The 19884-nt window shown below is 74.3% G+C and carries 20 protein-coding genes; 8 read left to right on the top strand and 12 right to left on the bottom strand.

The window, feature by feature from the left end; all coding sequences use genetic code 11:
- The first annotated feature begins 8 nt into the window (after nt 1-8).
- Nucleotides 9-1283, top strand: a complete 1275-nt coding sequence (locus J5Y05_RS25825) for an MFS transporter (RefSeq protein ID WP_210875470.1) — start codon at nt 9-11, stop codon at nt 1281-1283.
- Between the two features lie 503 nt (nt 1284-1786).
- Here J5Y05_RS25825 and J5Y05_RS25820 read toward each other — a convergent pair.
- The 4 genes from J5Y05_RS25820 to J5Y05_RS25805 form a co-directional block, all read right to left on the bottom strand.
- Entirely contained in the window at nt 1787-2749 is a 963-nt protein-coding gene (locus J5Y05_RS25820) for a DMT family transporter (RefSeq protein ID WP_372450525.1), read from the bottom strand.
- A gap of 130 nt (nt 2750-2879) precedes the next feature.
- Entirely contained in the window at nt 2880-3593 is a 714-nt protein-coding gene (locus J5Y05_RS25815; protein ID WP_210875468.1) for an ArsR/SmtB family transcription factor, read from the bottom strand.
- Nucleotides 3594-3846: 253 nt separating this feature from the next.
- Complete coding sequence (locus J5Y05_RS25810) at nt 3847-4365, bottom strand: YceI family protein (protein ID WP_210875467.1); 519 nt, start codon at nt 4363-4365, stop codon at nt 3847-3849.
- 196 nt (nt 4366-4561) lie between these two features.
- The gene (locus J5Y05_RS25805) at nt 4562-5203 is read right to left on the bottom strand and encodes a TetR/AcrR family transcriptional regulator (protein ID WP_210875466.1); all 642 of its coding nucleotides are present in this window, start codon (nt 5201-5203) and stop codon (nt 4562-4564) included.
- 88 nt (nt 5204-5291) lie between these two features.
- Between J5Y05_RS25805 and J5Y05_RS25800 the strand changes: the two genes are divergently transcribed.
- From J5Y05_RS25800 to J5Y05_RS25790, 3 genes are all read left to right on the top strand, one after another.
- Nucleotides 5292-6443 carry an acyl-CoA dehydrogenase family protein gene (locus J5Y05_RS25800; RefSeq protein ID WP_210875465.1) on the top strand — a complete coding sequence of 384 codons (1152 nt, stop codon included), beginning with the start codon at nt 5292-5294 and terminating at the stop codon, nt 6441-6443.
- Between the two features lie 190 nt (nt 6444-6633).
- Entirely contained in the window at nt 6634-6924 is a 291-nt protein-coding gene (locus J5Y05_RS25795; RefSeq protein ID WP_210875464.1) for a YiaA/YiaB family inner membrane protein, read from the top strand.
- Nucleotides 6925-7007: 83 nt separating this feature from the next.
- On the top strand, nt 7008-7652 hold the full coding sequence (locus J5Y05_RS25790; protein ID WP_210875463.1) for a TetR/AcrR family transcriptional regulator: 645 nt from the start codon (nt 7008-7010) through the stop codon (nt 7650-7652).
- A gap of 31 nt (nt 7653-7683) precedes the next feature.
- On the opposite strand, the gene J5Y05_RS25785 is transcribed toward J5Y05_RS25790, so the two are convergent.
- The gene (locus J5Y05_RS25785) at nt 7684-8145 is read right to left on the bottom strand and encodes a MaoC family dehydratase (protein WP_210875462.1); all 462 of its coding nucleotides are present in this window, start codon (nt 8143-8145) and stop codon (nt 7684-7686) included.
- Nucleotides 8146-8312: 167 nt separating this feature from the next.
- Here J5Y05_RS25785 and soxR point away from each other — a divergent pair, with 167 nt between their 5' ends.
- Complete coding sequence (gene soxR / locus J5Y05_RS25780; protein WP_210875461.1) at nt 8313-8831, top strand: redox-sensitive transcriptional activator SoxR; 519 nt, start codon at nt 8313-8315, stop codon at nt 8829-8831.
- A 396-nt stretch (nt 8832-9227) separates the two neighbouring features.
- On the opposite strand, the gene J5Y05_RS25775 is transcribed toward soxR, so the two are convergent.
- The gene (locus tag J5Y05_RS25775) at nt 9228-9830 is read right to left on the bottom strand and encodes a hypothetical protein (RefSeq protein ID WP_210875460.1); all 603 of its coding nucleotides are present in this window, start codon (nt 9828-9830) and stop codon (nt 9228-9230) included.
- A 219-nt stretch (nt 9831-10049) separates the two neighbouring features.
- On the opposite strand from J5Y05_RS25775, the gene J5Y05_RS25770 reads away from it, so the two are divergent.
- Nucleotides 10050-12851 (top strand): penicillin acylase family protein, encoded by a 2802-nt coding sequence (locus tag J5Y05_RS25770; protein ID WP_210875459.1) that lies wholly within the window; start codon nt 10050-10052, stop codon nt 12849-12851.
- Between the two features lie 16 nt (nt 12852-12867).
- Here the strand turns inward: J5Y05_RS25770 and J5Y05_RS25765 are convergent, their stop codons facing one another.
- Nucleotides 12868-14142 carry an exo-beta-N-acetylmuramidase NamZ family protein gene (locus J5Y05_RS25765; protein WP_210875458.1) on the bottom strand — a complete coding sequence of 425 codons (1275 nt, stop codon included), beginning with the start codon at nt 14140-14142 and terminating at the stop codon, nt 12868-12870.
- A 302-nt stretch (nt 14143-14444) separates the two neighbouring features.
- On the opposite strand from J5Y05_RS25765, the gene J5Y05_RS25760 reads away from it, so the two are divergent.
- Both J5Y05_RS25760 and J5Y05_RS25755 read left to right on the top strand, forming a co-directional pair.
- Nucleotides 14445-15209 carry an SDR family oxidoreductase gene (locus J5Y05_RS25760; RefSeq protein WP_210875547.1) on the top strand — a complete coding sequence of 255 codons (765 nt, stop codon included), beginning with the start codon at nt 14445-14447 and terminating at the stop codon, nt 15207-15209.
- Between the two features lie 197 nt (nt 15210-15406).
- A complete protein-coding gene (locus J5Y05_RS25755; protein WP_210875457.1) occupies nt 15407-16000 on the top strand; it encodes a TetR/AcrR family transcriptional regulator in 594 nt (197 codons plus the stop codon).
- Between the two features lie 30 nt (nt 16001-16030).
- On the opposite strand, the gene J5Y05_RS25750 is transcribed toward J5Y05_RS25755, so the two are convergent.
- The 5 genes from J5Y05_RS25750 to J5Y05_RS25730 all read right to left on the bottom strand — a co-directional run bounded on the left by J5Y05_RS25750 (nt 16031) and on the right by J5Y05_RS25730 (nt 19794).
- Entirely contained in the window at nt 16031-17245 is a 1215-nt protein-coding gene (locus tag J5Y05_RS25750; RefSeq protein WP_210875456.1) for an acyl-CoA dehydrogenase family protein, read from the bottom strand.
- Nucleotides 17246-17251: 6 nt separating this feature from the next.
- Nucleotides 17252-18274 (bottom strand): phosphotransferase family protein, encoded by a 1023-nt coding sequence (locus tag J5Y05_RS25745; protein ID WP_210875455.1) that lies wholly within the window; start codon nt 18272-18274, stop codon nt 17252-17254.
- Between the two features lie 230 nt (nt 18275-18504).
- A complete protein-coding gene (locus J5Y05_RS25740; RefSeq protein WP_210875454.1) occupies nt 18505-18801 on the bottom strand; it encodes a hypothetical protein in 297 nt (98 codons plus the stop codon).
- A 277-nt stretch (nt 18802-19078) separates the two neighbouring features.
- On the bottom strand, nt 19079-19405 hold the full coding sequence (locus J5Y05_RS25735; protein WP_210875453.1) for a DUF202 domain-containing protein: 327 nt from the start codon (nt 19403-19405) through the stop codon (nt 19079-19081).
- Nucleotides 19402-19794, bottom strand: a complete 393-nt coding sequence (locus tag J5Y05_RS25730; RefSeq protein ID WP_210875452.1) for a YidH family protein — start codon at nt 19792-19794, stop codon at nt 19402-19404. The genes J5Y05_RS25735 and J5Y05_RS25730 overlap by 4 nt, the downstream gene beginning before the upstream one ends.
- Nucleotides 19795-19884: the final 90 nt, after the last annotated feature.

The following is a 19884-nucleotide window of genomic DNA, read 5'->3' as shown; positions in this document are numbered from 1 at the left end:
ACACGACCATGAGGCCCGGTGGGAACCGCGGCTGGCTGCTCCGCCTCGTCATCGCCTTCTGCTTCGCCCAGGGGGCGGTGTCGATGGCCCGGCCCGCCGTCTCCTACCGGGCCCTCGCCCTCGGCGCCGACGAACGGGCCGTCGGCGTGATCGCCGGTGTCTACGCGCTGCTGCCGCTCTTCGCGGCCGTGCCCCTCGGCCGCCGTACCGACCACGGCCGCTGCGCGCCGCTGCTGCCCGTCGGCGTGGTGCTCATCGCCGGGGGCTGCGCGCTCAGCGGTGTCGCCGGGTCGCTCTGGACGATGGCCCTGTGGAGCGGCGTGATGGGGATGGGCCACCTCTGCTTCGTCATCGGCGCCCAGTCGCTGGTCGCCCGCCAGTCCGCGCCCCGTGAACAGGACCGCAACTTCGGCCACTTCACCATCGGCGCCTCCCTCGGGCAGCTCGTCGGGCCCATCGCCGCGGGCGTGCTGATCGGCGGCCGGGACATGGCGGGCAGCAGTGCCCTCGCCCTGGTCGTCGCGGGTGCGGGGGCGTCGGTCGCGTTCACCTCGCTCTGGCGCATCGAGCACCCGGCGGCGCGGGCAACGGCCCCGGACGGCAGGAACCGCGTCCCCGTCGGCGGCATCCTGCGGGCCCGGGGGGTGCCCGCGGGCATCCTGATCAGCCTCTCCGTGCTGTCTGCCACCGACATCCTCACCGCCTACCTGCCCGTGGTCGGCGAGCACCGGGGCATCGCCCCGTCCGTGATCGGCCTCCTGCTCAGTCTGCGGGCCGCGGCCACCATCGCGTGCCGGCTGGTGCTGACGCCGCTGCTGCGGCTGCTCGGCCGTACCGTGCTGCTCACGGTGACCTGCCTGCTGGCCGCCCTGCTCTGCGCGGGGCTCGCGCTGCCGGTTCCGGTGTGGGCCCTGGGGCTGATGCTCGCGTTCCTCGGGTTCTGCCTGGGGGTCGGCCAGCCGCTCTCCATGACGACCGTCGTCCAGGCCGCCCCCGACGGGGCCCGCTCGACGGCCCTCGCCCTGCGGCTGACCGGCAACCGCCTCGGCCAGGTCGCCGCCCCCGCCGCCGCGGGCCTGATCGCCGGCGTCGCCGGAGTGGCCGCGCCCTTCGTCATGCTCGGCGGACTACTGCTGCTCTCCGCCGGGGTCGCCCTCCGCGCCCCGGCGACCGGACCGGAGGGCGACCGGGCACGGGCGGGAGGCGGCGGCGCGGGGGACGGCGGCGCGGGGGACCGCGCGACACGCCGGGCCCCCGGCAGAGTGCCGACACGCCGGGAGTGAGCTGAGCGGCGTGTCGGCAGAGTGCGGGCGCGCGCGGAGCGGGGGTGACGTGCGTGTCGCCTGATCGCCGACGCGCCGGGCGGTTCTCTGGGGCGTGTCGCCCGACGGCCGACACGCGGGGCGGTTCTCCACGGCGTGTCGCCCAACTGCCGACACGCCGCCGGGCGGTCCGCGGGTCGGCGTGTCGCCCAAGAGCAGACACGGCGGGCCGGTAGTGCGCGCGTGTCGACCCTGTGCGGACACGCCGGGTGGGGACGCGGGGCGCGTGTCGGCAGAGTGCCGACACGCCGGGGGCGTACGCGTGTGTCGCCCGACCGCCGACACGCGGCCGTGCTCGTACTTACGTGTCGGCCCTGTGCCGACACACCGGCCGGGCACGCGCGGCGCGTGTCGGCAGAGTGCCGACACGCCGGGATGCCGTACGCGCGTGTCGCCCGACCGCCGACACGCCGTCTCACCCGGGACACGCCCAAGCCGTGGCCGCCCGCGCCCGACGGCAACTCCTAGACCCGGTCCGCGTTTCGCCTCCGTGCCCCTGGTGCCTCCCCGGAGGCCACCGGAGTCGTCCGGCGGCGCGACCGGGAGACCGCCACGCCCGCCAGGCAGAGCGCGCCACCGGCCAGGGTGAGCGGACCAGGTACCTCGCCCAGCACCAGCCAGGACATCAGCACGACCAGCGCCGGGACGGCGTACGTCGTCGCGCCCATGCGGCCGGCCGTCGTCCGGGCCAGCGCGTACGCCCACGTCGTGAAGGCCAGCGCGGTGGGGAAGAGCCCCAGGTAGACCATGTTCACCGTCGCCGAGACGGGCGCCTCGGCCGCCTCCCGTACCAACTGCCCCGCGAACGGCAGGCAGACCACCGCGCCGATCAGGCAGCCGAACGTCGTCACCTGCAAGGCGCTCGCCCGGCCGAGGGCGGGTTTCTGGGCCACGACCCCGGCCGCGTACCCCACGGCCGCCAGCAGGCACAGCACCACCCCGAGGAGCGAGGCGCCGCCCCCGCCGGACATCGACAGCCCCACCGTCACCGCCCCGGCGAAGGACACCGCCAGCCCCGCCAGCAGCCGGGGCGGCAGCGGGTCTCCGAGCAGCCGCGCGCCGAGCAGGGCGATCAGGATGGGCCCGACGTTCACGACCAGGGCGGCGGTACCGGCGTCGACGAGTTGCTCGCCCCAGTTCAGCGCGACCATGTAGAAGCCGAACCACAGCAGCCCGGAGACGGCGATGCCCGGCCAGGCCGCGCGCGGCGGCAGCCCCTCGCGGCGCAGCAGGCAGAACACCCCGAGCGCGAGGACTCCGGAGAGCAGCCGGCCGAGCGCCAGCGCCCCCGGCGAGTAGGACTCGCCCGCGCTGCGGATGGCGACGAAGGCGGAGGCCCACAGGACGACGGTGACCGTGGCCGCGCCGGCCGCGAGCAGCCCGGGACGGCGGGACGGGGCGGGGGAGGCGGGGCTCGGCGTGCTCATCATGCTCCAGGGACTCACAGAGGAAGGGGGAAAGGAAGGGTGGGCCCGTCGACCGCACGACCCGCTCCAGGGCACCGACCCTAGGGCCGGGCCCGGTGGGGTCACCGGCGGTTTCCGGACGCCGAGCAGGTCAGCGCAGCGCCGCCGGGTCGATGCCCAGGGCCTCGGACAGCGCGCGTTCGCCCTCCGGGGTCACCTTCACGGCCCGCTGCGAGCCGATGCGGACGCACCAGCCCGCGTCCAGGGCGTGCCGGCACAGGGCCGCGCCCGCGACCCCGGCGAGGTGCGGGCGGCGCTCGGTCCAGTCGAGGCAGGGGCGGGCCAGCGGGCGCCGGCTCGTGCGGTCGAGACGGATGCCGACGTCGTCGAACCAGCCGAGCCCGGCGTCGGTGAGCGCGAACCCGGTGTCCTGGCGGAGCAGCCCGCGCCCGGTCAGCGCGTCGGTGAGGGCGATTCCCAGCCGGCCGGCGAGGTGGTCGTAGCAGGTGCGCCCCCGGGCCATCGCGGACCGGGCGCCCGAGGCGCCGAGGGTGGGCGCACGCCGGGCCGCGGCCTGCGGGGCCACCTGCCCGGCGAGATCCTCGACCAGGTGCGCGATTCGCGCGTCGGCCAGCCGTACGTACCGGTGCCGGCCCTGGCGTTCCTCGGCGAGCAGGCCGCCGGCCACCAGCCGGCCCAGGTGCTCGCTGAGGGTGGACGGGGCGACGCCCGCGTGCCGGGCCAGCTCGCCGGCGGTCCACGCCCGCCCGTCCAGCAGCGCCAGCAGGCAGGTCGCCCGCGTCTCGTCGGCGATCAGCCCGGCCAGTCGCGCCAGCCCGGGTGCCGTGCCGTCCCTGTCCGTCATGCCTCCAGCATGCGGCAGCCATCCTTCGGCGGGCACCGAAGCATCGGGCGCACGACGGGGGCGTACGGGATGCCGAGCCCGGGGAACGCAGAAGCCCGGGGAACACGGAAGTCCGAGGAACACGGAAGTCCGAGGAACGCGGAAGTCCGAGGAACGCGGAAGTCCGAGGAACACGGAAGTCCGGGGAACCCGGAAGTCCGGGAACGCGGAACCCCGAGGAAGCCGAGGGCGTCGAGGACGGCGTGCCGCGGGATCAGCGGTACGCCACGACGTCCAACGTGATCTTGAGGTGCCGCCCCGTCATGCCCTTGGCCTTGGTGATGCCGAAGGCGTACCGGTCGACCGTGGCGGTGCCGCTCGCCGTCAGCCGCCTGCCCTCCTGGGCGACCGCGCCGAGGGTGACGGCGAGGGGCAGGGTCACCCCGCGCACCGTCAGCTCTCCGTGCAGCGTGGCGTCCTCGCCGGAGCGTTCCAGCCGCAGGCTCCGGAAGCCGATCCCGGGATGCCGGGCCACGTCCAGGTAGTCGGCGGACCTGACGTGCTCGTCACGCTGCCGCTTGCCCGACGCGAAGCTGCCGGCCTCCACGACGACGTCCACCGACGACTCCTCCGCCGGGTCGGCCACGATGATCCGGCCCTGCCCGATGGTGAAGGTGCCGCGGACCGGAAGCAGCCCGAACAGGGCGCGGGTGTCGAAGCGGATCGCGGACGCCGCCTGGTCGATCTCGTAGGTGCCTGGTGCCGGTGAGGGCTGGTTCCCCGGTGCTGTCATGAGCGCGTGGCCTCCGTCTGCCGAAGATCGATGCCTGACCGGGTCAGCCTCTCGCGGCGGCACCGGGGACATCCAGGGTCGCGGGGACATCCACCGGTTGCCGAGGGGACGTCCAGCGGTCGGGGACCCGGCCCCGGCCGCGCCCCCGGCCCCAGCCCCAACCCCGACCCAGCCCCCGCACCCCGCGCCCGGCGGTCTACGTCTCCGCCGCCAGCCGTTCGTACTGCCGGGCCAGTCCGTCCAGCAGGGCCGTCAGCCCGGTCTCGAAGGCGCGTTCGTCGATCTTCTCCCGCTGTTCGGCCAGCAGATGGGCCTGGCCCAGATGCGGATAGTCGGCCGGGTCGTAGGCGCTCGCGTCGTCCACGAAACCCTGCGCGAAGGAGCCGAGCGCGGAGCCCATGATGAAGTACCGCATCAGCGCGCCGATGGAGGTGGCCTGCGCCGGCGGCCAGCCCGCCCCGACCATCGCCCCGTACACCGCGTCGGCCAGGCGCAGCGCGGCCGGGCGGCGGCCGGGGCCGTGCGCCAGGACCGGGACGATGTGCGGATGGTCGCGCAGCGCCGCCCGGTAGGAGACGGCCCAGTCGTGCAGCGCGGTCCGCCAGTCCCGGCCGTCCTCGAACATCGACAGGTCGACCTGGGCGCTCACCGAGTCGGCGACCGCCTCCAGGATCTCGTCCTTGGTGCGGAAGTGGTTGTAGAGGGAGGGCCCGCTGACCCCCAGCTCGGCGGCGAGCCGGCGGGTGGAGACGGCCGCGAGCCCCTCCGCGTCCACCAGTTCGCGGGCCGCCGCGACGATCCGGTCGGTGCTGAGCAAGGGCTTGCGCGGTCGGGCCATGGCGCACATAGTAGGGCTGCGACCATAAACTAGCAGCGCTAATTAAGGGCTCGTGGTCCGCGAACCGACCGGTGTGGGGTGACTCGGCATGAACCTGGAGCCAAGCGAGGAGCAGACCGCCCTGCGGCGGCTCGCCCGGGACTTCGTGGAGCGCGAGGTCACCCCGCACGCCGCCGCCTGGGACCGCGCCGAGGAGGTCGACCGCTCCCTGGTGAAGAAGCTCGGCGAGGTGGGCTTCCTCGGCCTCACCGTCGACGAGGAGTACGGCGGCTGCGGCGGCGACCACCTCGCGTACTGCCTGGTCACCGAGGAGCTGGGCCGGGGCGACTCCTCGGTGCGCGGCATCGTCTCGGTCTCCCTCGGCCTGGTCGCCAAGACGATCGCCGCCTGGGGCGACGAGGAGCAGAAGCGGCGCTGGCTGCCGGGGCTGACCTCCGGCGAGCTGGTCGGCTGCTTCGGGCTGACCGAGCCCGGCAACGGTTCCGACGCCGGCCGGCTCACCACCCGCGCGGTGCGCGACGGCGGCGACTACGTGATCGACGGCACGAAGATGTTCATCACCAACGGCACCTGGGCCGACGTCGTGCTGCTCTTCGCCCGCTCCACCGACGCGCCCGGCCACCGCGGCGTCTCCGCCTTCCTCGTCCCCGCCGACACGCCCGGCCTGACCCGTCGCCCCGTCCACGGCAAGCTCGGCCTGCGCGGCCAGTCCACCGCCGAACTCGTCCTGGAGGGCGTGCGCGTGCCCGCCTCAGCGCTGCTGGCGCCCGAGGGGAAGGGCTTCTCGGTCGCCATGTCGGCCCTCGCCAAGGGGCGGATGTCGGTCGCGGCCGGCTGCGTCGGCATCGCGCAGGCCGCGCTGGAGGCCGCCGTGGGGTACGCGGGGGAGCGCGAGCAGTTCGGGAAGCCCATCGCGGGCCACCAGTTGGTGCAGGAGCTGATCAGCGACATCGCCGTCGACGTGGACGCGGCCCGGCTGCTCACCTGGCGGGTCGCCGATCTGATCGACCGGGGGCGGCCGTTCGCCGTCGAGTCGTCCAAGGCCAAGCTGTTCGCCTCGGAGGCCGCCGTCCGTGCCGCGGGCAACGCGCTCCAGGTCTTCGGCGGTTACGGCTACATCGACGAGTACCCCGTCGGCAAACTGCTGCGCGACGCCCGGGTGATGACCCTCTACGAGGGCACCAGCCAGATCCAGAAGCTCGTCATCGGACGGGCACTGACCGGCGTCTCGGCCTTCTGACCCCCGGGTCCTGGTCCCGCCCCCCGGCCCTGGCTCCGATCCCCGGGCCCTGGCCCCGCCTTGGCCCCGCCGTGGTCCCGATCCCCGGTCCCTGGCCCCGACGCCCGTCCGCCCCCCCCGGCCCGTCTGAGTACCCGAGCTGAGTACCCGCGCGGATGTGGTCCCCGTCACGGAGGCCGAAGCTGGGGCCATGAGTGACACATCGGTCAAGCAGCAGAGCACGGCGGCCTTCTACGGGCAGGCCGTGGCGTCGTTCGCGGTGGCCCTGACCGCCACCGCCGTCGGCATCGCCAGACTCCAGGCCGACGCCTGGGTGCGGGCCTTCCTCGGGATCGCCGTCCTGTACCTCGTGACCTCGGCCTTCACCCTCGCCAAGATCGTCCGGGACCGCCAGGAGGCCGGGCAGATCGTGAACCGGGTGGACCAGGCGCGGTTGGAGAAGCTCCTCGCCGCGCACGATCCCTTCGAGAAACTCGGGTGATCACCCCGGCCGCCCCGAGCCTAAGCGCTCGCTCAGTAAGGGCGGTAGGGTGGAGCTCCGGTACCGAGAGGGGCGAACAAGGGATGAGCAGGGCGGCCGAGACGGTGGGCGGCGAGACCGAGCCGTGGGAAGAGGTCACGCCCGACGCGGCACGGCGGCTGCTGGTCGCCGCCGTCGAGGCGTTCGCCGAGCGCGGGTACCACGCGACCACGACCCGCGACATCGCCGGGCGCGCGGGCATGAGCCCGGCCGCGCTCTACATCCACTACAAGACCAAGGAAGAGCTGCTCCACCGCATCAGCCGGATCGGCCACGACCGGGCCCTCGCCATCCTGCGCACCGCGGCCGGGGGTGAGGGCGGCGCCGCCGACCGGCTCGCCGACGCCGTCTCCTCCTTCGTCCGCTGGCACGCGGGGCGGCGCACCACCGCCCGCGTGGTCCAGTACGAGCTGGACGCCCTCGGCCCCGAGGCCCGCGCCGAGATCCTGGCCCTGCGCCGCCAGGTGGACGCCGAGGTACGCGGGATCGTCGAGGACGGCGTGGCGGCGGGCGAGTTCGACGTGCCGGACGTGCAGGGCACGACGCTCGCCATCCTCTCGCTCTGCATCGACGTCGCCCGCTGGTTCAACATCGAGGGCCCCCGCACCCCGGACGAGGTCGGCGCGCTCTACGCCGGTCTCGTCCTGCGGATGGTCGGGGCGCGTCCGCCCGGCGACGCCCGGACGTAGCCGTACGCCCTACGCGGCCGTACGCGGCGGCTCAGAAGTAGTAGCGCACGACCGACTCGGCGACGCAGACCGGCTTGTCGCCGCCCTCGCGCTCCACGGTGAAGGCGACGGCGGCCTGTACGCCGCCCGCCACGTCCTCGACGGCCCGGACGGTCGCCGTGGCGCGCAGCCGTGAGCCGGCCGGGACCGGGGCGGGGAAGCGGACCTTGTTGGTGCCGTAGTTGACGCCCATCCGCACGCCCTCGACCGTCATGAGCTGCGGCGCGAACAGGGGGAGCAGCGAGAGGGTCAGATAGCCGTGCGCGATGGTGGTGCCGAAGGGGCCCGCGGCGGCCTTCTCCGGGTCCACGTGAATCCACTGGTGGTCGCCCGTCGCCTCCGCGAACAGGTCGATCCGCCGCTGGCCGACCTCCAGCCAGTCGGTGTACCCCAGGTGCTCGCCCACCGCCGCCTTCAGTTCCTCGGCGGACGTGAAGATCCTCGGCTCTGCCATGTCCCGGCCTCCCGTGTCGCAGGTCGTCTCGCAGGTCGTCTCGCAGGGTCCGTCGTCGCGCTCGCCCGCACACCCTGCCCCGCGGGCTAAGCGACTGCTTAGCATGGTGGGCCGCGCGGTCCCTGTCAACGGACCACGGGGGTACGGCGGTCGGTAGGGTTCGGGGAGTGCCTCAGATTCCCGAGAAGATCCACGAACTCACGGTGGGCCAGCTCGCCGCGCGCAGCGGCGCCGCCGTCTCCGCCCTCCGCTTCTACGAGTCCAAGGGCCTGATCACCAGCCGTCGCACCTCGGGCAACCAACGCCGCTACACCCGGGACACGCTGCGCCGGGTCGCCTTCGTACGCGCCGCGCAGCGGGTCGGCATCCCGCTCGCCACGGTCCGCGAGGCCCTCGCCGAGCTGCCCGAGGAGCGCACGCCCACCCGGGACGACTGGGCGCGGCTGTCGCGGGCCTGGCGCTTCGAACTCGACGAGCGCATCCGGCAGCTCAACCGGCTCCGCGACCACCTCACCGACTGCATCGGCTGCGGCTGCCTCTCCCTGGACTCGTGCGTCCTGTCCAACCCGGACGACGTCTTCGGCGAGCGCCGCACCGGCTCCCGCCTGCTGGCCGAGCCGCGCCGGCCCGCCGCCCCCCACCACCACGAACACGGGCCCGCCTCCGCGGCCGGCCAGGACGACTGAGCGGGCGGTACGCCTGTCCGGGCGTGTCGGGCGTGTCGGGCGGCCCCGGCGTCTTGGGTGTCCAGGCGGCCGGCCCCGGGGGCGCGCGCCGGGCTCACCGTCGCCGCCGTGCGGGCGGCCCGCCCCGTACGAGGCGGCGGGGCGCCGTGTCCCCGGCGCACCCCGCACCCGCGCGCCGCACCCCGCCGCCCGCCTCGCTCCGTTCCTCCGGCCCCTGCCGCAGGCAGCGCACCTGGCGGCCGGCCCTCCGCGGGCAGCCGGGCCCCGCGCCGACACCCGGCCAGGCCCCCCCGGCACCCGGCCAGGCCCCCGGCACCGGGCCAGGCCCCGGCACCCGGCCAGGCCCCCCGACACCGGCCCCAGGCCCCGGGCGCCAGACCCCCGGCCGCCCCCGCTCTACGCCGACATCAGCAGCCGCCCCCGCCGGGCGTAGGCGATCGCGTCCCCCGTCAGGACCGGCCGGGGCACGAGGATGCCGCAGTCGGCGCAGACCGGGCCCGACGACGGCTCGTGGTCCAGGTCGTACTTCCATACCAGGCTGTCCCCGTCGCACACCGGGCAGAGCGAGCCCGGCTCACGCTCCAGCGCGGAGATCAGATCGCGCAGCACCTCGGCCAGCGGCCGGTCCGGGTGGACCCGGGGGTCGTCGCACCAGGCGACGCCGAACCCGCCCCAGGTCAGCCGGTGCCAGTCGTCCACACTGCCCGGCCTGCGCAGCCCGCCGTGCTTCTCCCTCCTGCGGCGCTCGGCGAACTCGGCCTCGTAGGCCAGCCACACGGACCGCGCCTCCTCCAGCTCCTCCAGTGCGGCCACGAGCCGCACCGGGTCGGGGGAGCGGTCCTCGGGACCGAACCCGGCCCGCGAGCACAGGTGGTCCCACGTCGCCCTGTGCCCGTAAGGGGCGAACCGCTCAAGGCACTTGCGGAGCGAGTAGCGCCGCAGCGCCAGGTCGCAGCGTGGATCTCGGACCTGTCTCGCCAGACTCCGGAAACCGGCCATCGTCGTGCACCTCCGTCACACCTGCACCTGTACTTCGGTCACTTCGGCGTCACCAGCGGACGTCGTCGGATAGACGTACCGACGGGCGAATCGGCTCCCTCCGTCCCCCGCCGGTCCCGTGACCGACCGTGTCCGCAGCGAAAAGTGACGCATGTTCATCTTCCAACGCGGGGATACCGGCGGTAACCTCCGGCATCACCCTCGTCGGGAGGAGCTGCCATGCCACGGCGCACCCCACGCAATGCCCGCGACAGACTGAGAACTCCCCGCGGCTTCCACGGGTTCCTGAAGACCGCTTCCCTCTGCGCGCTCGTCGCCGGTCTGCTGTCACCGCTGTCCCCCGCGGCGGCGGCCGGCGCGGCCCCGCAGGCGCCCGTCCCCACGGCGGCCGTCGACCACTGCGGCGGACGGTGTTCGGACATCCTGCCGCCCGGACAGAACGGCAACGCCACCCTCGCCCAGATCCTCCTCAACCAGGCGTTCGGCACCCAGCCGGAGCACGCCGAGGACCAGCTCGGCCCCTACGCGAACCTCGCCTCCGGCTACCCGTCACTGACCACCGAGAAGATCAACACCTTCTTCAACGACGCCTCCTTCGGCGTCCCCTCCGGGCAGGTCGCCTCCACCCTGCGCCCGGCCGGCCGTGACGACGTCACCATCGTCCGCGACAAGAAGACCGGCGTCCCGCACATCACGGGGACCACCCGCTACGGCACCGAGTTCGGCGCCGGGTACGCCGCCGCGCAGGACCGGCTCTGGCTGATGGACCTCTTCCGGCACGTGGGCCGGGGCCGGTTGACGCCGTTCGCGGGCGGCGACCCGGCCAACCAGGGGCTGGAGCAGCAGTTCTGGCGCAACGCGCCCTACACCGAGGACGACCTCACCGCCCAGATCGAGGGCGCCGCCGCCAAGGCCGGCGACCGCGGCCGGCAGGCGCTGGCCGACGTGGACGCGTACATCGACGGCGTCAACGCCTACATCGACGCCTCCGACAAGGGCCGCTACTTCCCCGGCGAGTACGTCCTGACCGGCCACAAGGACGCCATCACCAACTCCGGCACCATCGAACGCTTCCAGCGCACCGACCTGGTCGCCCTCGCCTCCGTCATCGGCGCGCTCTTCGGCTCCGGAGGCGGCGGCGAGGTCGACAACGCCCTCTCCCTGCTCGCCGCCCAGGAGAAGTACGGCGTCACCCAGGGCACCGAGGTCTGGGAGTCCTTCCGCCAGCGCAACGACCCCGAGGCCGTCCTCACCCAGCACGACGGCAGCTTCCCCTACCTGCCCCGGCCCGACGACCCGCAGGGCCGCGCCCTGCCCGACCCGGGCTCCGTACGCGCCGAACCGCTGGTGTACGACCGCAAGGGCAGCGCCGCCACGGCCGGCGCCGCCCGCGCCTCGGACGGTGCCGCCGACGCGGCCCTCTCCTCCGCCCGGCGCGGCATGTCCAACGCCCTCGTCGTCGGCGGCGAGCACACCGCGAGCGGCCACCCGGTCGCCGTCTTCGGCCCGCAGACCGGCTACTTCGCGCCGCAACTGCTCCTGCTCCAGGAGATCCAGGGCCCCGGCCTCAGCGCCCGCGGCGCCTCCTTCGCGGGGTTGAGCATGTACGTCGAACTCGGCCGCGGCCAGGACTACGCGTGGAGCGCGACCACCTCCGGCCAGGACATCATCGACACCTACGCGGTCGAACTGTGCCAGGACGACCACCACTACCTCCACCGCGGCGCCTGCGTGCCGATGGAGAAGGTCGAGCACACCAACTCCTGGAAGCCCACCGTCGCCGACGGCACCGCCGCCGGTTCCTACACCATGCGGGCCTGGCGCACCGTCTACGGGCCGGTCGAGTACCGCGCCACCGTCGGCGGCAAGAAGGTCGCCTACACGAGCCTGCGCTCCTCCTTCCTGCACGAGGCCGACTCCATCATCGGCTTCCAGATGCTGAACGACCCCGACTACCTCGACGGCCCGGAGAGCTTCCGCGGCGCGGTCCAGCACATCAACTACACCTTCAACTGGTTCTACGCCGACGCCGAGCACACCGCGTACTACAACAGCGGCGACAACCCGGTACGGGCCGACGGCGTCGACGCCGAGTTCCCCGTCTGGGCGCGTCCGGCGCACGAGTGGCGGGACTGGGACCCGGCCGCCAACACCGCCCGCTACACCCCGCCCTCCGCCCACCCGCAATCGGTCGACCAGCCGTACTACGTCTCCTGGAACAACAAGCCGGCCAAGGACTACACCGCCGCCTCCTGGGGCAACGGCTCGGTCCACCGCGGCAACCTGCTCGACGACCGGGTCGGCGCGCTGGTCGCCCAGGGCGGCGTCACCCGCGCCGCGCTGGTCAAGGCCATGGCGGATGCCGCGCTCGCCGACCTGCGGGCGACCGACGTCCTGCCGGACCTGCTCAAGGTGATCGGCTCCGCGCCGGTGACCGACCCCGCCGTCGCCACCGCCGTCGGGCGGCTCCGGGCGTGGTCCGAGGCCGGAGCCCTGCGCGCCGAGACCTCGTCCGGCTCGAAGAAGTACGCCCACGCCGACGCCATCCGCACCCTCGACGCCTGGTGGCCGCGGCTGGTCGAGGCCGAGTTCACGCCCGGCCTCGGCACCGGCCTGTACACCGCCTTCACCCGCAACCTGCCCGTCGACGAGTCGCCCTCAGCCGCGCACGGCCCGACCGGAGCGCACGCCGGGAGCGCCTTCCAGTACGGCTGGTGGAGCTATGTCGACAAGGACATCCGCTCCGTGCTCGGCGAGTCCGTCCAGGGACCGCTCGCCCGCTCCTACTGCGGCGGCGGAGACCTGTCCGCCTGCCGCGACACGCTGGTCACCACGTTGAAGGAGGCCGCCGCCCGCACGCCCGCCCAGGTCTACCCCGGCGACGACGCCTGCGCCGCCGGCGACCAGTGGTGCGCGGACTCGATCGTGCACCGCACCCTCGGCGGCATCAAGCACCGGGGGATCGGCTGGCAGAACAGGCCGACCTACCAGCAGGTCGTGGAGTTCACGTCCCACCGGTGACCGGCCGGCGCACGGCTCATCCGTAGAGCAGGTACTGGCGGCGTGTCGCCCGGAACGCCGCCAGTTCCCGCTGCCAGGCGCCCACCACCTCGTCGGTGCCCGCACCGGCGTCGATCATCGTGCGCACGCGCGTGGAGCCGGTGAGCGTGTCGATCCAGTGGTCCGGCCGCCAGGCGAAGCCGTCCCAGACCCGCCGCGCCGTCACCAGCAGGGCGATCCCCGTGCGCACCGGGTCGAACGCGGCCCGGTCGTGCACGTGGAGCTGTACGCCGCCCACCGTCTTCCCCTCGAACTTGGAGAAGACCGGGGCGAAGTACGCCTCCCGAAAGCGCACCCCGGGCAGCCCGGCCTCGTTGGCGGCGGCGGCCCAGCGCCCGTCCAGGCCCTCCGCGCCGAGCAGTTCGAAGGGACGGGTGGTGCCGCGCCCCTCCGACAGGTTCGTGCCCTCGAACAGGCAGGTCCCGGCGTAGACGAGGGCGGTCTTTGGAGTCGGCATGTTCGGGCTCGGCGGCACCCAGGGCAGTCCGGAGGCGTCGTGGAAGTCCGATCGCCGCCACCCCGTCATCGCCACCGTCTCCAGCGGGACCCGCGGGGAGAGGAACTCGCCGTTGAACAGCCGCGCCAGCTCGGCGACGGTCATGCCGTGCGCCTGCGCGATCGGGCGGCGGCCGACGAAACTGGCGAACTCCGGCCGCAGCACCGGGCCGAGGGCCGCCCGCCCGGTCACCGGGTTGGGCCGGTCCAGGACCACGAACCGCTTGCCCGCGAGCGCCGCCGCCTCCATGCAGTCGAACAGGGTCCAGATGTAGGTGTAGAAGCGGGCCCCCACGTCCTGGATGTCGAAGACGACGGTGTCCACGCCGGACGCGGTGAAGATCCCCGCGAGCGCCGGGCCGCTCTTGAGGTACGTGTCGTAGACCGGCAGGCCGGTCGCCGGATCGTCGTGGCGGCCCTCGGAACCGCCCGCCTGCGCCGTCCCCCGGAACCCGTGTTCCGGGCCGAAGACGGCGATCAGGTCCACCCGGCGGTCGGCGTGCAGGACGTCGACGATGTGCCGGGCGTCGCGGGTGATGCCGGTCGGGTTGGTGACGACGCCGACCCGGCGTCCGCGCAGCAGGGCGTAGCCGTCCTCGGCCAGCCGCTCGAAACCGGTGCGCAGGCGTCGGCCGGCGCCGGGAGCCGCCTGGGCGGAGCCGGTGGCGGCGGTTGCGGTTCCGGCGGTTGCGGTTCCGGTGGTGGCCGCGGCCACCGCGGCCGTGGTGGCGAACAGGGTGCGTCGGGACAGCGTCATGCGGTGACCTCCGTGATCGCGGCGGGTGTCATGCGCACGCACGCTAACGCGCCCGTCGCCCACGCGGAACGAGGCCGGCGGGCGCGGCCCCCTTCCGGCAGCACATACCGACTGGTTAGTCTGTCGCCCTGGCGGGGTCCGGGGTCCGGGGTCCGGGGACCGGGGACCGGGGACCGGGGACCACGCCGACCCGACTCGACCTGACCGACTGGACCCGACCCGACCCGACCGACCCGGTCCGTGCCGCTCCGACGGCCGCGCGGTGGCACGGGACCGGGCCCGTACCGCAGTGAAGGAGCCCCCTGGTGGATGCCGTACAGGACGCCGCAGTCGTCGTGACCGGGGCCGGAGGCGGCATCGGCGCCGCACTGGCCCGCCGCTTCGCCGCCGAGGGCGCCCAGGTCGCCGTCAACGACCTGGACCCGGCGCGTGCGCGGGCCGTCGCCGACGAGATCGGAGGCATAGCCCTCCCCGGCGACGCCTCCGAGGTGGTCCCCGCGGCCCGCGAGGCGCTCGGCGGCACGATCGACGTGTACTGCGCCAACGCGGGCGTCGCCTCCGGCGGCTCCGAGGCCGCCGGCGAGGGGGTCTGGGCCCACGCCTGGGACGTCAACGTAATGGCCCACGTCCGCGCCGCCGAGGCCCTGCTGCCCGACTGGCTCGCACGCGGCGGCGGCCGGTTCGTCTCCACCGTCTCCGCCGCCGGACTGCTCACCATGATCGGCGCGGCGCCCTACAGCGTCACCAAGCACGGCGCCCACGCCTTCGCCGAGTGGCTGTCGCTGACCTACCGCCACCGCGGCGTCAAGGTCCACGCCATCTGCCCCCAGGGCGTGCGCACCGACATGCTCGACGCCACCGGCACCGCCGGTGACCTGGTGCTGCGGCCCACCGCGATCGACCCGGCGGACGTCGCGGACGCCCTCTTCCGGGGCATCGAGGAGGACCGCTTCCTGATCCTGCCCCACCCCGAGGTCGCCGGCTACTACCGCACCCGGGCCGCCGAGCCCGACCGCTGGCTGGCCGGCATGAACCGCGTCCAGCGGGAGTGGGAGGCGACCGGCTGACCGGCCCCGCCCGCCCGGCGACCGCGCTGCGACCGCCCGGAGCCCGCGCGGCCACCGCGCGGTGAGCGCCCGGCGGGCGGTCCTGCCCGACCCGCCGGCGGAGGAGAATGGGAAGATCCTCCTCCGGGAACCGCGTTCCCCAGGCACCACGACGGACAGTGACGACGGACAGTGACACGGAAAGGCAGGTGACGGCAGTGCCCAGGACCACGGACGGGGACGGCACTCCGGTGCCCCGGCGGCTGCTGGCCGCCGCCACCCGGCTCTTCGCGGAGCAGGGCTACGACCGCACCTCGGTACAGGAGATCGTCGAGGCGGCCGGCGTCACCAAGGGAGCGCTCTACCACTACTTCGGCTCCAAGGACGACCTCCTGCACGAGGTGTACGCGCGCGTGCTGCGCCTCCAGCAGGAACGCCTGGACGCCTTCGCGGACGCCGACGCGCCGGTCGAGAAGCGGGTGCGGGACGCGGCGGCCGACGTCGTCGTCACCACCATCGAGAACCTCGACGACGCCTCGATCTTCTTCCGCTCCATGCACCACCTGAGTCCGGAGAAGTACCGGCAGGTGCGTGCCGAGCGCCGGCGCTACCACGAACGCTTCCGCGCGCTCATCGAGGAGGGCCGGCGCGCCGGCGTCTTCACCGACGAGGTCCCGGCCGACCTCGTCGTCGACTACCACTTCGGCTCGGTCCACCACCTCTCCACCTGGTACCGGCCCGACGGTCCGCTCGGCCCGCAGGAGGTCGCCGACCACCTGGCCGACCTGCTGCTGCGGGCCCTGCGGCCGTGATCCGGCCGGGGCAGGCCCGGCGCCGGGCCGTCAGACGTACCGCTTGATCTCCCGGCGGGCCAGCGAGCGCTGGTGCACCTCGTCCGGTCCGTCCGCGATCATCAGCGTCCGGGCGGCGGCGTACAGCTCCGCCAGCGGGAAGTCCTGGCTCACCCCGCCCGCGCCGTGCAACTGGATGGCCCGGTCGACGATGCCGACCACCGCGCGCGGCGTGGCGATCTTGATGGCCTGGATCTCGGTGTGCGCGCCCCGGTTGCCGACCGTGTCCATCAGCCAGGCCGTCTTCAGCACCAGCAGCCGCAGTTGCTCCACGGTGACCCGCGCGTCCGCGATCCAGTTGTGGACCACGCCCTGCCGGGCCAGCGGCCCGCCGAACGCCTCGCGGGAGACCGCCCGCCGGCACATCAGCTCGATCGCCCGCTCCGCCATGCCGATCAGCCGCATGCAGTGGTGGATGCGGCCGGGGCCGAGGCGGGCCTGCGCGATGGCGAAACCGCCTCCCTCCTCGCCGATCAGGTTCGTGACCGGCACGCGTGCGTGGTCGAAGACCACCTCGGCGTGTCCCCCGTGGTCGTGGTCCTCGTACCCGAACACCCGCATGGCGCGCGTCACCGTGACGCCGGGCGTGTCGCGTGGGACCAGCACCATCGACTGCCGGCGGCGGACGTCCGCGCCCTCCGGGTCCGTCTTGCCCATCACGATGAGGACCCGGCAGTCCGGGTTCATCGCCCCGGAGATGTACCACTTGCGGCCCGTGACGACGTACTCGTCGCCGTCGCGCTCGATACGCGTGGTGATGTTGGTGGCGTCCGAGGAGGCCACCTCCGGCTCGGTCATGGCGAACGCCGAACGGATCTCGCCGGCCAGCAGCGGTTCCAGCCACCGTTCCCGCTGCGGCCCGTCCGCGAACTGTGCCAGCACCTCCATGTTCCCGGTGTCCGGCGCGGCGCAGTTGGTCGCCGTCGGCGCCAGGTGCGGGCTGCGGCCGGTGATCTCGGCGAGCGGCGCGTACTGGAGGTTGGTGAGCCCGGCGCCGTAGTGGGCGTCGGGCAGGAAGAGGTTCCACAGGCCCTGGCGGCGGGCCTCGGCCTTCAGCTCCTCCACGATCCGCGGGGTGTCCCACGGCGACGCCAGGCGGGCGCGCTGCTCCTGGGCGACCGGCTCGGCCGGGTACACGTGCTCGTCCATGAAGGCGAGCAGCCGGGCACGCAGGTCCTCGGTGCGCGCGTCGTACGCGAAGTCCATGACGGGTCAGCCTTCCTGCAACGTGGTCAGTCCGTGCTCGATGAAGACCGGCACCAGTTCGCCGATGCGGTCGAAGCCGCCGCCCACCGTGCGGCCCAGGGTGTAGCGGTAGTGGATGCCCTCCAGGATCACGGCGAGCTTTAACCAGGCGAACGCCGTGTACCAGGAGACGGCGCCCACGTCCCGGCCCGAGCGTCGCGCGTACCGCTCGGCCAGCTCGGCCGGGGAGGGGTGGCCGGGTGCCTCGGCCGTGGTGGCGACGGGCGAGCCGGGCATGCCGAGCGGCGTGCTGTACATCGCCAGCAGGCCGAGGTCGGTCAGGGGATCGCCCAGGGTGGACATCTCCCAGTCCAGGACCGCCCTGACCTCGCCGTCCGCGCCGATCAGGACGTTGTCCAGGCGGAAGTCGCCGTGCACCACGGCCGGGGCGGGGGAGGGCGGCAGCGTCCGGCCCAGCGCGCCGTGCAGCTCGTCGATGCCGGGGAGGTCGCGCCCGCGCGAGGCGTCGAGCTGCTTGGCCCAGCGGCGCAACTGGCGTTCGAGGAAGCCCTCGGGCCGGCCGAAGTCGCCGAGCCCCACTGCCCCGGGGTCCACCTCGTGGAGTGCGACGAGGGTGTCGACCAGGTTCAGGACCGTGTCGCGGGTGCGCTCGGCGCCGAGCGGGGCGAGCTGGTCCGCCGTGCGGTACGGGGTGCCCTCGACGAACTCCATCACGTAGAACGGCGCCCCGAGGACCTCCTCGTCCTCGCAGAGGAGCAGCGTGCGTGGCACCGGCACCTCGGTCGGGTGCAGGGCGCTGATCACCCGGTGCTCGCGCGCCATGTCGTGCGCGGTGGCGAGGACGTGCCCGAGCGGCGGGCGGCGGACGACCCAGCGGGCGGTGCCGTCGCCCACCAGGTACGTGAGGTTCGACCGGCCGCCCTCGATCAGCCGGCCCGTGAGCGGGCCGCCGGCCAGTCCGGGCCGCTCGCGGTCGAGCAGATCGCGCAGCCGGCCCAGGTCGAGGCCGGGTGGGTGGTCGGGGCTCATCGTCGTTCCTCCAGGCAGATGACCAGGACACGACTCATGATGCCGACCGGTCGGTATGGAGTCCAGGGGGCGGGCGGAACGTGATCGACGCGACGACACGCCGGGTGCCTTCCGCACGGTCGGTGCGGGGGGCCTTCGGCGTGTCGTCGCGTCGGGGAGGGGTCGGGGAGGGGGTGCTCAGGGGGCGGGTCCGGGCCCTGACGCCGGCCGGGACGGGGGTTCCGGTGCGGTCAGTGGTCGTCCCAGTGGCCGTCGTGGGCGGCGTGCCGGTGGCCGTCGTGCAGGTAGTCCACGTGGTCGCCGTGGCGCACGCCCGTGTGCCCGCAGCCCTCGCCGTGCTGGTGCTGGTGGCCCTCGTGCGCCGTGTGGCCGGCGGGCTCGCACTCGTCCCAGTGGCCGCCGTGCGCGCGGTGCAGGTGGCCGTCGTGCGCGTAGTCGACGTGGTCGCCGTGCGGGACCTCGGCGTGGCCGCACTCCGGGCCGTGGGTGTGGGGGTGGGCGGTGTGTTCCTGGTGGGCGGTGGTCATGGTGCTCAGCCTCCGGGAAGGGTGGGGGAGAGGTGAGGGGTGTGGCGTGAGTGCCGTGAACGGCATCGCACAGGGTGTCAGGTGACGCCCTTCCTGCGGTGCATATGCGGGCATTTCCGCCCGCGTGGCGTCCGGGTACCCCCGAGGGGTGGAGCCACGTGCGGTTCTTCGGGGGCAGGGCCAGGTCCGGTTTCCCCCGGAGGGCGGGGCCACGCCGGCCGTCGGAGGCAACCAGGGGCCGGAGGGTCGTCGCCGTAACCCTGACCCCGCAGCCGCCTCAGAGGACGATGGCCGCCCCGCAGACCGCCAGGGCGACCGTGCACAGGGCCGCCACCGCGGCCCACGGCGGGGTGAGCGCCCCCGGGCGGTACGACGCGTCCAGCGCGCGGATGCGCAGGTGGGCCAGGCGCAGGAAGGCCAGCCAGAGCACCGCGCACAGCGCACCGGCCGCGACCGCCGCCGGGGACGGGCCGCTCTGGAGCGCGCTCCGCGCCGCCAGCACCGTGACGACGGTGCCCGACAGCGTCGTACGCCGCCACGCCAGGCGGGTGCGCTGCGGCTGGAGCCCGGGGTCGCGCCGAGGGGCGGCGGCGTCCGCGTTCACCGCTCCCACCCGACGAGGACCATGAGCACCATGGCCACGGCGACGACGGCCACGACCAGGCTGAGCACCGCCGGGAAGCGGGACGCGGGCAGGTCCTCGCCCCGGCGCATCGCCCGTTCGCAGCGCACCCAGTGGTTCACCGCGCGCAGCGAGCAGAGCACACCGGCCGTGAGCAGGGCCAGGGCCAGTCCCACCCGCCAGCCCCAGCGCAGGTCCGGCAGGAACTGGTCCACCGCGAAACCGCCGCCGATCAGGGCCAGGGCGGTGCGCAGCCAGGCCAGGAACGTGCGCTCGTTGGCCAGCGAGAAGCGGTAGTCGGGGGTCGGACCCTCCTGCCGGATCTCCTCGGGGGCGAACCACAGGCGGGCGTTCCGTACGAAGGGGATCACGCGGGCGACCCTATCCACAGGGGTGCGGGTGACGCCCGTTCGGGCCGGGCGGCCCCCGCCCCCGCCCGCGCTCGCCTCGCCTCGGGCAGC

The sequence above is a fragment of the Streptomyces tagetis genome (assembly GCF_018069565.1).
Classification (GTDB): domain Bacteria; phylum Actinomycetota; class Actinomycetes; order Streptomycetales; family Streptomycetaceae; genus Streptomyces; species Streptomyces tagetis.
This window is presented reverse-complemented; position numbering and strand designations above follow the sequence as displayed.